The 11,810-nt window shown below is 71.6% G+C and carries 12 protein-coding genes; 8 read left to right on the top strand and 4 right to left on the bottom strand.

The genetic code is table 11. The features are described 5' to 3' along the window. Nucleotides 1–82: 82 nt before the first annotated feature. A complete protein-coding gene (locus IPH07_32680) occupies nt 83–949 on the bottom strand; it encodes a hypothetical protein (protein ID MBK6922194.1) in 867 nt (288 codons plus the stop codon). A 140-nt stretch (nt 950–1,089) separates the two neighbouring features. On the opposite strand from IPH07_32680, the gene IPH07_32675 reads away from it, so the two are divergent. Then, nucleotides 1,090–1,896 (top strand): hypothetical protein, encoded by an 807-nt coding sequence (locus IPH07_32675; protein MBK6922193.1) that lies wholly within the window; start codon nt 1,090–1,092, stop codon nt 1,894–1,896. Here the strand turns inward: IPH07_32675 and IPH07_32670 are convergent. Beyond that, on the bottom strand, nt 1,887–2,855 hold the full coding sequence (locus IPH07_32670; GenBank protein MBK6922192.1) for a hypothetical protein: 969 nt from the start codon (nt 2,853–2,855) through the stop codon (nt 1,887–1,889). The genes IPH07_32675 and IPH07_32670 overlap by 10 nt on opposite strands. Nucleotides 2,856–3,042: 187 nt before the next feature. Between IPH07_32670 and IPH07_32665 the strand changes: the two genes are divergently transcribed. Beyond that, a complete protein-coding gene (locus tag IPH07_32665) occupies nt 3,043–4,299 on the top strand; it encodes an NADH:flavin oxidoreductase/NADH oxidase family protein (protein MBK6922191.1) in 1,257 nt (418 codons plus the stop codon). Here the strand turns inward: IPH07_32665 and IPH07_32660 are convergent. Then, on the bottom strand, nt 4,286–4,795 hold the full coding sequence (locus IPH07_32660; GenBank protein MBK6922190.1) for a hypothetical protein: 510 nt from the start codon (nt 4,793–4,795) through the stop codon (nt 4,286–4,288). The two genes, IPH07_32665 and IPH07_32660, sit on opposite strands and share 14 nt — an antisense overlap. Nucleotides 4,796–5,122: 327 nt before the next feature. On the opposite strand from IPH07_32660, the gene rpsF reads away from it, so the two are divergent. The 6 genes from rpsF (at nt 5,123) to IPH07_32630 (ending at nt 10,270) form a co-directional block, all read left to right on the top strand. Then, nucleotides 5,123–5,665 carry a 30S ribosomal protein S6 gene (rpsF, locus tag IPH07_32655; protein ID MBK6922189.1) on the top strand — a complete coding sequence of 181 codons (543 nt, stop codon included), beginning with the start codon at nt 5,123–5,125 and terminating at the stop codon, nt 5,663–5,665. A 2-nt stretch (nt 5,666–5,667) separates the two neighbouring features. Beyond that, nucleotides 5,668–5,943, top strand: a complete 276-nt coding sequence (locus IPH07_32650) for a 30S ribosomal protein S18 (protein ID MBK6922188.1) — start codon at nt 5,668–5,670, stop codon at nt 5,941–5,943. 23 nt (nt 5,944–5,966) lie between these two features. Next, nucleotides 5,967–6,410 carry a 50S ribosomal protein L9 gene (locus IPH07_32645; GenBank protein ID MBK6922187.1) on the top strand — a complete coding sequence of 148 codons (444 nt, stop codon included), beginning with the start codon at nt 5,967–5,969 and terminating at the stop codon, nt 6,408–6,410. Between the two features lie 139 nt (nt 6,411–6,549). Next, nucleotides 6,550–7,959, top strand: a complete 1,410-nt coding sequence (gene dnaB / locus IPH07_32640) for a replicative DNA helicase (protein ID MBK6922186.1) — start codon at nt 6,550–6,552, stop codon at nt 7,957–7,959. Between the two features lie 147 nt (nt 7,960–8,106). Continuing rightward, complete coding sequence (locus IPH07_32635) at nt 8,107–9,144, top strand: serine/threonine protein kinase (protein MBK6922185.1); 1,038 nt, start codon at nt 8,107–8,109, stop codon at nt 9,142–9,144. Nucleotides 9,145–9,169: 25 nt separating this feature from the next. Further along, a complete protein-coding gene (locus tag IPH07_32630) occupies nt 9,170–10,270 on the top strand; it encodes a hypothetical protein (protein MBK6922184.1) in 1,101 nt (366 codons plus the stop codon). A gap of 88 nt (nt 10,271–10,358) precedes the next feature. Here the strand turns inward: IPH07_32630 and IPH07_32625 are convergent, their stop codons facing one another. Then, nucleotides 10,359–11,606, bottom strand: coding sequence for a hypothetical protein (locus IPH07_32625; GenBank protein MBK6922183.1), 1,248 nt, complete (start codon nt 11,604–11,606; stop codon nt 10,359–10,361). Nucleotides 11,607–11,810 lie beyond the last annotated feature (204 nt).

Below are 11,810 nucleotides of genomic sequence, written 5' to 3'. Positions count from 1 at the left end.
GCTCGCAGTGCGGCCGCACTCCGGCGCTTGCGGTCGCATTCGGCCGGGCGCGCCCGGGCATCGTACCCGCAACGAGCGGCCCTCAGTCGTAGCCGTAGCCGTAGTCGTAGCCGCGGTGCGCGTCGAGCCGTTCGAGCACGTCGTTGGCGAGATCGGTGCAAGCGGGCGAGGCGGCGACGCACAGCCCGCCGCCATCGTCGGCGCGGCAGCTCGAGCCCGGCGCACACAGGGCCCCGAGCCCACAGGCCTCGCCCACGCCGGGGAGCGCCGCACAGAACCCCGCCGGGCAGTAGCCCGCGAGGCACTCACGATGGCCGCGGCAAGGCTCGTCGCGCTCGCGCAGCGGCCGACAGACCGGCGTCGAGGGGACCACGCGATCGCAGAACTCGTCGATCGAGCACGCCGAATCGTTGCAGCTGGGCCCCGCGTCGACCGGCCGTCGGCAGGTTCCGGTTCGTTCGAGATCGCAGACCAGGCCCTCGGCGCAGCTGCCCTCGCAGGGCTCGCCCTCGCCGGGGGGCGTCACCTGACAGGGGTCGCGGCAGATCCCGAGCACGCACGCGAGCCCGCGACCACACTCGGCGTCGCGTCGACACGGCTGGAACTCGAGCTGTGCCCCGAAGAACGGCGAGCAGTCGTCGTCGCAGCGGGGCGTCGTGAAGCTCAGCTCGCAGGTCTGCGCGTCGATGCGGGCGGCCAGGCGCTCGATGCAGGCCTCGTCGACGCGGGTGCCATCGGCGTCGTCGTCACCGAGCTCGAGGTCGGGCGCGAGCGAGCCGATCGTCCAGCCCTCGCAGGTCACCGGCGGCACGTAGCCGGCTGCGCGCAGGTCCTCGCTGCAGCCGCAGGCCAGCAGCTTGTGGCACAGCGCCTGCTCGAGCTCCGCGAGCGGGATTGGAATCGTCGGCGTACCGACGCCACAGGCCCCGGCGATCGCTGCTCCGCCCACGGTCGCCACGGCACACCCGACACCCACCCTTGCACGTTCGATCCAACCACCCACGTACTCGTGACAGTAGCACGGCGGTCGGCGGCTCGCCGGTGGCAGTGGCTTGCGAGCGACGGATCGATTCCGTAGGCTGCTGGGCGATGGTGATCGGTACGGGGTTGATTGGGTTGTGTGTGATGTTGGGCACCGGCGGGGCATCGCCGCCCGAGCTGCCGGATTCGGGGACGACGCCGACGGTGTCGCAGCCCGCGGTCACGGCGACGTCGGAGCCGGCCGCCGAGGTCGAGTCGACCGCCGCGGCGAGCCCCGCCGAGCCAGCGCCGCGCGCAGCCGAGCCCGCCGAGGCACCCGTCGTCGCGTCCGCGGCGACCGACGGCGGCGCGCGTCCGCCCGAGGCGTCCACGCGGGCGCGCGGTGACGGGCCGCGTCGCAACGTCCGTCGGGGCGAGCCGGGTGACTGGGGCATGCAGTTCACCTTCGGTGGTCTCGCGCCGCTGTCGATCGCGGGCATCCGCGATCACGGCATCAATCGCCTGCTCATGACCGAGCTCGGCTTTCGTCGCGTGACCAAGCCGCTGATCGTGCAGTTCTCCCTCGGTGCCGGCGTGTTCAACCACAGCCCGCGCGAGGGCGAGAGCGAGAACGACGCCGGGATCTCGGCCAGCCTCGCGCTCCTGCGGCCCTTCCGGGTGTGGCGCCGCATCTCGCCCTACGCCGGCGGCATGCTGCACTTCCACTACGTGGATCCCGATGGCCGCGCGAACTGGATGTTCAACTTCTCGTTCGGGCCTGTGATCGGCACCGAGTTCTACATCGGCGATCGCGTGAGCCTGCTGTTCCAGGGGCAGGCCGATCTGGGCATCACCGCCTTCCACGGCCTGATGCAGGTGCGCGCGGCGACCTCGATCAGCGCCGGCGGTCAGACCGGGCTGATCTTCTACTTCTGACGGCGCGCGTTCACGGGCGCGCTCGCGAGGCCCAGCACCGGCGCGGGCCCGCTGCGATCGCGGCGCAACACCACGGGCGACCCCGCGTCGAGCACCGCCTCGGTGAGCGCGGCGACGTCGTTGGGATCGACGCCGCGGGTCTGCAGCCACCGCACGACGTGGGGCAGCGCGACGTCGATCTCGGTGCCGGGCAACGCGAGCGAAGGCTCGCGCGTCATCACGGTGCCGTCGAGCGCGAGCGTGGCGGCGGCCTGCTCGACCAGCGCGAACGCATCGCCGCGATCGCGGCGGTAGCGGACCTCGACTCGCCAGGCGATGCACGGCCGATCACCGAGCGGTGACCGCAGGGTTCGATCGGCGTCCACCGTGCCCCGCGCGGTGACGCGGCCGGGGCGGACGCATCGCGAAGGCGCGTGCCATCGCCACGCGGTTCGTCGCGGGGTCTGCAGCGCGTGGAGGAGGACGCGCCCGTAGTGGGCCGTGAAGATCGACGCGGTGCCGAACGTGGTCAGCCAGAACACCGCCGGCACGTGGTGCCAGATCCCCGCGAATGCAGCCCCGAACAGCGCGGGGGCCACCAGCGCCAGCCACGGTGCGATCCGCAGTCCCGCGCGCAGGTCGAGCTCGCGTTGCTCGGCGGCGGCCAGCGCCTCGGCGGTCTCCACGCTCCGCAGATCGGCCCAGCCGTGCGCGCCGCAGCGGGGGCAGCCGCGTCGCGGCCCGCGCGAGGGTTCGCTTCGCATGGGATCGCCCGCGTCCGTCGGCGGTTCGAGCCAGCCACACGCGACGCACAGGTGTCCGCACGCGAACGGGTGTCGCGAGGGGGCATGCTCCAGGCTCCGCAGGCCTCGCATCGCGCGACGCAGCGTGCGGTTGGCCTCGAGCTGCGCGTCCATCCGTCGGTTCGCGCGCAGTGCATCCTGACAGGCCCAGAAGGCAGTGGCTCCGGTGCCGCCCATGGTTCGTGCTTTCTGCGGCGCCGTGGCGCCGCGAGGGAGCTACCGCGACGCCGACCGCGTCGCTTCCAGGATTCGGCGCCCACCACCGAAGGCAGGACGCACGCCGCACTGCGGGAACCATGGCCGGCGGCGCGGCACGTCGCCGGCGGTGCGTAACGGGCCCACTGCGCGTACCGTCACGCTGCCCATGACCTCACCCGCGTCGATCCTCGCGCGCCCGCTCACGCTGCCGTGCGGCGCCCAGCTTCGCAATCGTCTGGCCAAGGCCGCGATGAGCGAGGCCATCGCCGATGCCGACGGTGGGCCCAGCGAGCGGCTGGTGCGGCTGTACGAGCGCTGGGGTCGTGGCGGCGCGGGCATGCTGCTGACCGGCAATGTGATCGTCGATCGCGGCGGTCGCACCGAGCCCGCCAACGTCGTCGTCCACGACGACCGCCACCTCGCGGGGCTTCGTCGCTGGGCCGACGCCGCACAGGCCCACGGCGCCGCGCTGTGGATGCAGATCAGCCACGCCGGTCGACAGTCGTCGCGCGGGGTCACGCGCGAGCCGGTCGCGCCTTCGGCCGTGAAGCTGCGGGGCATGCCGGGCATGTTCGCGCCCCCGCGTGCGCTCGCAGCCGACGAGATCGAGACCCTGGTCGAGCGCTTCGCCATCGTCGCCGAGATGGCGCAGCGCGCCGGCTTCGGCGGCGTGCAGATCCACGCCGCCCACGGCTACCTCGTGAGCCAATTCCTGTCGCCGCTGGTGAACCGGCGCGACGACGCGTGGGGTGGCGACGCGACCCGGCGCATGGCGTTCCTGCTGGCGATCGTCGATCGCATGCGTGCGCGGGTCGGCGCGGGCTTCCCGATCGCGGTCAAGCTCAACTCGGCGGACTTCCAGCGCGGCGGCTTCACCACCGACGATGCGATCGAGGTCGTGCGCGCGCTCGATGCCGCGGGCATCGATCTGGTCGAGGTCTCGGGCGGCAACTACGAGAGCCCGGCGATGGTCGGTCGCGGTGAGCTGCCGGTGCCCACCCGCGAGAGCACGGTCGCGCGCGAGGCCTACTTCCTCGAGTACGCCCGCATGCTGCGGGCCCACACGCGCGCGCCGATCATGCTCACCGGCGGTCTGCGCAGCGCCGCCGCGATGGCCGCGGCCATCACCGACGGCGACGCCGATGTCATCGGCCTGGGGCGACCGCTCACCATCGAGCCCGATCTGGCCGCGCGCCTGCTCGATGGCTCGGTCGAGGTCGCACGCGGGGTGCGGCTGCACACCGGCGTGCGCATGATCGACGACGCGCTGCAGGTGATGTGGTTCCAGCAGCAGATGCAGCGCATGGCCGACGGCCACGAGCCCGACCCCTCGCTCGGTCGGGTGCGGGCGCTGGTGCAGGGCATGCGCGACAACCTGCGCTCGCGCGCGTTGCCGCCGGCACCGGCGCTCACTTCAGCGTGATGATGATCGCCGACTTCGCGTCGTCGCCGGTGAGCCGCACATTGACGTGGACGTCGCCCTTGCTGACATCGAGGCGCAGTGCACCGAAGCGCGGCGAGACCTCCTCGGCGTCGATGACCCAGCCCGCGGCGGCGAGGTTCGCCCGCAGCTCCTGCTCCGCACTGTGACGATCGCGGGTGATCTCGTGCACCGACATCTTGCCGCCGGCGCTGGGCATGTCCGTGCGCGCGACCGCGTCGGCCGGCAGCGGGATCCCGCCGGGGCCCTCGACGGTGTTCGCCGGCGTGTCGCTCGGTGTGCCGCTCGTTGGGGTCTCGTCGGCGTCGGGCGCCGCGTCGCCATCGGGCGCGTCGCCGGTGTCCTTCGCGTAGCTGGTCGAGAGGTAGGGCTCGTCGTCGGGGCGCTGCGGCTGCTTGTCGGAGTGACTACAAGCGACGAGCAGCGCGGCGGCGACCAACGGCGAGCACACGGCACGGGACACGCGGGGGTTCGACATGCCAGGGCTGCATCGCAAACGCGATGCCATGCCCGCGTGGTCGCTCGCGCCGGGGCTTGGCGGCGACCGGCGACCCGCATCGCGTCGGTGGGTCCAGGATCGGTGACCCGAATCGCGTCGTCGGTCGCCCTCGGCCCCCCAAGCGCGGGGCCGGTCGGCTCGCGGCAAGCCCTCCACGCGGCCCTGCGGGCCATACGGCGCGTGGTCGCGCGCCGGTGTCGTCCCGTGCTTGCGCCGGGCGGCCGGGTCCGCTAGGAGATCGCCCTCCAAACCACCTCCTTGCTCCCACGATGTCCGTGGGGGCCAGTCGTCCAAAGGGAGTTCTCCATGGCCAAGGCAATCCCCGCTGGGCGCGTGCTCTCGCAGCGCGCTCAAGTCGGTACCCAACGCGAGTACGAATCGGTCACGATCATCCGCCCGGAGACCAGCCGGCCGGAGATCGGCGAGCTCATCGCCCGCATGCAGGAGGTCATCACCTCCCGCGGCGCGAAGCTGATGAAGATCGACAGCTGGGGCACGCGCGTGCTCGCGTTCCCGATCTCGCACTGCCGCAAGGGCATCTACCTCTACTGGCGCTACCTCGGCGGCTCCGACATCGTGGCCGAGTTCGAGCGCCACATGCGGCTCTCCGACAAGGTGCTGCGCTTCTACACGGTGCTCGTCGACGAGGACATCGATCCCGAGGCGCGCCCCAGCGAGGTCACCGAGGAGCTGCTCGAGGCCGCCACCGATCCGGGCCCGGATCCCGATGACCTCGCCCGTCAGGCCGCCGCCGAGGCCGCCCAGCGCGAGGCCGAGAATGCGTCGCGCCGCGAGCGTGGCGATGTCTTCGAGGGCGAAGAAGAGTTCAACGCCGAGGGAGATCTCTGATCATGCGCGACGATTTCAAGGACCGAGACCGCGACCGTGGTGATCGTGGCGACCGCGGCGACCGTGAAGGTCGCTCGCGCAAGCGCTTCGCGATCGGCGAGATCAAGGATCTCGTCATCGACTACAAGAATCCGCAGATGCTGAAGAACTTCCTCACCGACCGCGGCAAGATCGTGCCGGCGAGGATCTCGGGCCTGACCGCCCGTCAGCAGCGTCAGCTCACCCAGGCCATCAAGCGCGCGCGCATGCTCGCGTTGCTGCCGTTCACCTCGGGCTGATCGGCGAAGGAGCGAGATCGATCATGGATGTCATCCTCACGAAGGACGTTCCGAAGCTGGGCAGCGCCGGCGAGATCGTCAAGGTCAAGCCCGGCTACGGGCGCAACTACCTGCTGCCGCGCGGCCTGGCCCTGGTCGCGACCCGCGGCAACATCGCGCAGCACGAGCACCATCGCCGGGCGATCGCCCGCGAGCTCGAGCGCGTGCGTGCCGAGCACCAGAAGCTGGCGGACCAGCTCCGCGGTATCAGCGTCTCGATCGCCCGCAAGGTCGGCAAGGACGACAAGCTGTTCGGCTCGGTCGGCGTCCGCGACATCGCGGAGGCACTCGAGGTGCAGAAGGTCGCGATCGACAAGCGGCTCATCGAGCTCGCCGAGCCGATCCGCACCGTCGGTGTGCACGAAGTGCCGGTGCGCTTCACCTCCGACATCGAGGTGACCATCAAGGTCACCGTGGTCGGCATCTAGCCCACCCACGCGTACGCGAGCCGGCCAGCGCGTCGGCTCGTGCGCTGACGCGCCGCCACCCGAAGGGTCGCGGCGCGTCGTTCGTTTCGGGCGGCGCACGTGCGCGTCCGGCCCGCTGCTACACTGACGATCCCCCGCGATGTCGCGTCCGCTGCCCCACAACAAGGAGGCCGAGTCGGCGGTGCTCGGCGGCGTGCTGCTGCGCAACGAGGCGCTCGGCGACGTCATCGCGAGCATCACCGACGAGGACTTCTACGTCCCGGCCCACCGCGCGGTGTTCCGCGCGATGGTGAAGCTCTCGGATCGCGGCCAGCCGATCGACATCGTCACGCTCGAGTCGCAGCTGCGCGCGACCGACGAGATGAACCTCGTCGGCGGCATCGAGGGGCTCGGCCGCCTCGCCGATCGCTACGCCAGCAGCCACAACGTCGGCGCCTACGCCGAGCTGGTGCGGCAGTCGGCGGCCGTCCGCAACCTCGTGGTCGCGGCGCAGGAGATCGCCGAGGAGGGCCGCGAGGAGCTGCCCGACGTCGACGAGTTCATCGACAGCGCCGAGAAGCGCCTGCTCGAGGTCAACCAGCGCGGCCGTCAGGGCAGCTACCGCTCGGCCAAGGACCTCATCCATGGCGTGTTCGAGAACATCACCGAGCGCGCCAAGCTCAAGAACCCGATCACCGGCGTCCCGACGACCTTCACCAAGCTCGACGAGATGACCGGCGGCCTGCAGCCCGGCGACCTCATCATCCTGGCCGCGCGCCCCTCGATGGGAAAGACCGCGCTGGCGCTGAACTTCGCGCAGAACGCCTGCATCACCCAGGCGCGCCACATGCACCTCCCCGAGGAGGAGCGGCCGTCGCGGTACCCGACGCTCTTCTTCAGCCTCGAGATGAGCGCGCAGCAGCTCATCGAGCGAATCCTCTGCTCCGAGGCCCGCGTCGACGCCGGTAAGCTGCGCGGCGGACGTTTGATCGAGCAGGAGTTCGCCGAGCTGGTCCGCGCCGCCGATCGCATCTACCGCGCGCCACTGTTCATCGACGACAGCGCCTCACCGACCATCCTCGAGATCCGCGCCCGCGCGCGGCGGTTCCGCCAGGACCGCCAGATCTTTCCCCCGGCACCGGAGGGCAAGCGCCCGCCGCTCGGGCTCATCGTGGTCGACTACCTCCAGCTCTGCCGCGGTGGCAAGGGCCGCTACGACGTGCGCGAGCAGGAGATCAGCGAGATTTCGCGCGGCCTCAAGGCCATCGCGAAGGAGCTGCACGTGCCCATCATCGCGCTGTCGCAGCTCAACCGTGGCGTCGACAGTCGTGCCGACCACCGGCCGCAGCTGTCCGACCTCCGCGAGTCGGGCGCCATCGAGCAGGACGCCGACGTGATCATGTTCATCTACCGCGAGGAGCGGTACATGACCGAGGAAGAGAAGCGCAAGGCCGTCGAGGGTGCGTCCGAGGTCATCATCGGCAAGCAGCGCAACGGCCCCACCGGGACCGTCCATCTGACCTTCGTCGGCAAGCACACGCGCTTCGAGAACCCCGCCAACGAGCTCTGACGGGGGCCCTGCTCGCCGGCGGCGCGGTCCCCTCGCGGGGACGGGCCCGCGGCCCGCGGGTGGGTCGGATGCGACCCACCCCGAGCCCGAGCCGGCGGCCCGAACCTAGCGGCTGCTCGCCGTCCCGTGATAGTTTCCGCCCTGGCGATGTCTGGGCCCGTCCCCGAGCAAATCGGCCATTTCCGCGTGCTGCGCCTGCTGGGCAAGGGCGCCATGGGCGAGGTGTTCGAGGGCGTCGACGATCAGCTGAGCCGGCGGGTCGCGCTCAAGATCCTCGGTGCCAAGCATCGCGAGTCGACCGAGTTCAAGACCCGCTTCTTGCGTGAGGGTCGGGCGCTCGCGGCGATGAACCACCCCAACATCGTGCAGATCTACGCGATCGGCGAGCACGAGCGGCGGCCGTTCCTCGCGATGGAGTTCCTCGACGGCGAGGACATCGGCGGCACGCTCAAGCGCGGCGGCCCGCTGCACCCCGGCGACGCGGCCGAGATCATCCGGCAGTCGGCGGTCGGCCTGTCCGAGGCGCAGCGCGCCGGCGTGGTCCACCGCGATGTGAAGCCCTCGAACCTGGTCGTCACCACCCACGGCATCGTGAAGGTCACCGACTTCGGGCTGGCGAAGGCGCTGCAAGAAGACCTCTCGATCACCGCCACCGGCGTGTTCGTGGGTACGCCCGACTACCTCGCGCCCGAGCAGGCGATGGGCGACGAGGTCGACGCCCGTGCCGACGTCTACGCGCTCGGCTGCTCGCTCTATCACATGTGCAGCGGGCACCCGCCGTTTCGCAAGGGCGGCCAGGACGACCACTACACCGCGGTGGTGCGGCGTCACCTCAAGGCCGAGCGGCCGCAGCTCAAGCTCGAGATTGCCGGCTTCGACGAGGAGCTCTCGGATCTTTGTCGTCGCATGATGAGCCGTCGGCCCGACGTGCGGCCGACCTTCGACGAGCTGATCCAGAAGCTCGGCGACATCTCGCGTCGCCTCGGTGGTCGCGTGCCGCCGCGGCACCAGGACGTCGAGCTGCTCAAGAACGGCTCGCCGGGCGACAACGATCGCACCGAGCCGCCGGTCGGGGGCGCGGGTCGTGGCGCGAGCTCGGGCAGTCGAACCGTGATGATCGCGGTCGTGGCCGGGGTTGCGATCGGCGTGTGCGTCTCGCTGGTCGCGATCTTCGCGTTCCAGTAGCGTCGTAGGCGCTGCATGGTCGAGCGTGAGCCGTCCTAGTCTGCCCGAGGGCGCCGCGTCGGCGCAGGCCGCACGCACGGCGCTGTCGGGCTTCTGCGAGCGGCTCGCGCTGCACGCCGACGACGTCTCGGCCGCGCTCGCGCAGGAGCTGCATCTGGTCACGTGGGATCGCGAGCAGCTGATCGGCAGCGTGCAGGCGCGGCTCGACGCGATCGCGGTGGGTCGCGGCGCGCTGCCGGGCGGGCTGCCCGCGCGGGTGTGCGAGTGGCGAGCGCAGCCGCTCGAGGCGGTCGACGCGGTGTGGTCGCTGTTGGTCGACGGGCGTCGCGTGGCCTACGAGGCCGAGGCCGGTGCGTGCTCGGCCACGGCGATGCTGCTCGCGGAGGCCAGCGCCGACCTGCCGCCCGGCGCGCTGACGTTGCTGTCCGAGCCCGCAGTGTCCGACGGCACGCTGTCGCCCGCGCCGTCGTCGTCGCAGCGAGCGGCCGACATCGATCCGAACGATCCCTCGACGTGGCCGCGCGCCGGCGTCGCGCGAGCCGTGCCGCGCGTCGCGTGGGTCGACGCCGCAGCCGATGCGGAGCTGGTCGCGTACGTGCTCGCGCGCACCTGCCTGCGCCGTAGCGGCACGGATCCGCGGGCGGTCCACGTCGCCTACGTCGTCGGCGATGCGCCGCGACTGCAGCGACAGCTCCAGCGGCTGTGGGTCGCAGCGCAGCTGGGGCCCGCCAGCGATCCCGGCTCGTTCGCGGGTCCGGTCGATGCCTCGTTGCGCGACGCCTTCGAGGTGGCGCAGGCGGCCTGGCGCGCGGAGCCCCGGGCGCGCGTGTGGTGCGACGGCGGCGAGCTCGAGCGGGGCGAGGGCGGCGAGATCTACCTCGCGCCCGCGGCCTTCTGCGCGAGCTGGCCGCTGCCCGAGCACCCGCTGGTGGGGCCGATGTGCTGCGTCGTGCCGTGCACCGCCGAGCAGGCCACCAGCGCCGCCAACGCGGCCGCAGCGGCGGGCGCGTCGATCGTGCAGGTCGGCGGTCGCCCCGGGGCGCTGCGCGGCGACGTGCGCCACATCCGAGGCGCGGTGCTGGTGGAGCGACTGCCCCCGGGTCTGCCCGAGCCGCGCCCGGCGTAGGCCGAGCCCCGACGCACGAACGGCCCGCCAAGGGGCGAGCCGTTCGGGCTGCGATCGCGCGCTGGCGATCGCCGAAGCGGGCGACGGATCAGCCGCCTGGCAGGAGGTCCTCGCAGCTCTTGCCCTGCAAGCAGCCGCTGCACACGGTGGTCACGCCGCGCAGCTCGCCCTCGGGATCGCCCGCGTTCGGGTCCCACTCCTTGGGCGCCTCGATCGACGACACCGGCTCGCAGCCCGCCGAGGTCAGGCTCACGAAGAAGCCACCCGCCAGCGCGGCCGGCGGCTGGTTGATCACGCCCGAGCGCAGCCACGGCTTGGCGGCGTCGTCATCCTTGAGCTCGATCGCCGCGGGATCGAAGCCATCGACCACCGAGTCGCAGTGGTCGGCGTTGAGCTCGTTCTTGCCAGCGTTCTCGGCGCGGAAGCTGGTCCACAGCGCGGCGGGGATGTCGGCGGTGATGTTGGCGGCGTACGGCTCGACCGACGCGACCTTGATGGTGCCGGGCTCGTAGCCCATGCCGAGGCAGGGGCAGTTCTTGTCCCACGCCGCCGGATCGCCCGTCATCGGGTCGCTGTATGCGACGCACATCTCGACGAACTCCTGCGGGCACTTCGGGTACGGGTTGAGCTCGCCCCCGATGGTCTGCGGGGCGGCGGTGATGAACGCCTCGCCGCTCTGCATCTTCACGTCGACGGTGGCCGCGAGGCCCTCGACGCAGACGTTGCCGCGGTTGGGGTAGCTGAACTCCTCGACGTTGTCGGCGGTCTCGATGACGACGTCCTCGTGGTACTCCGGCGGCAGCGTGACGCGGATGTCCGCGCCGGCGCGGGCCAGCTGGCTGAGGCCGTCGTAGTAGACGTAGATCGCGCAGCCGTCCTGCCAGGGGTACGGGTCGCCCTTGTCGTTCTCGCCGCCGCAGCGCGCGTCCTCGTCCATGTCGGCGGGCTTCTTCGGCGAGCCGGTGCTGGCGTTGTAGGCCCACATCTGCAGCTTGTCGAAGACCTCGTTGGCGGCGGTCTCGTCGGCCGAGAACGTGAAGCGTCGCAGCTCGACCTTGATGGTGCCCGGCGCGCCGTCGAACTTCACGATCACGTCGCCGCGGTTCACGAAGTTCTCGTTCGATCCCAGCATGTTGCCGATGAGGATCTGCTGGATCGCGACGTTGCCGTCGGCGTCGAGCAGCTCGAGCGCACCTTCGTGCTCGACGCGCCACTTGTCGCGGAAGGGCTGGTTGCTGCTGCTTCCGCCGCCGGAGTCGTCGTTGCACCCGCCGACGAGGGTGCTGGCGGCAACGGCGAGGGAGAAGAACATCGGGGCTCGGACTAGGCGCTGCATGGGGAGTTCCTCGAGCGGAGGGCGGCGGATGCCACGCTTCCGGTAACGCGGGCGGCCCGCCTGGAAGGGGCCGCCAACGCCCCGGAGAATACCCGCCACTGCGGGCGCGGGCAATTTCACTGGGACGGTCGATCGGGGGCCTGTGGTGTTGGGGTTGGTCGTTTCGGGCGGCGCCTCCGGCAGGCCTTGACCCGCAAGCGCACG

This window comes from Deltaproteobacteria bacterium, from assembly GCA_016709225.1.
GTDB classification, from domain to species: domain Bacteria; phylum Myxococcota_A; class Polyangia; order Nannocystales; family Nannocystaceae; genus Xiheibacterium; species Xiheibacterium phototrophicum.
Note: the sequence above shows the minus strand (reverse complement) of the source record. Positions and strands in the feature narration are given on the sequence as shown.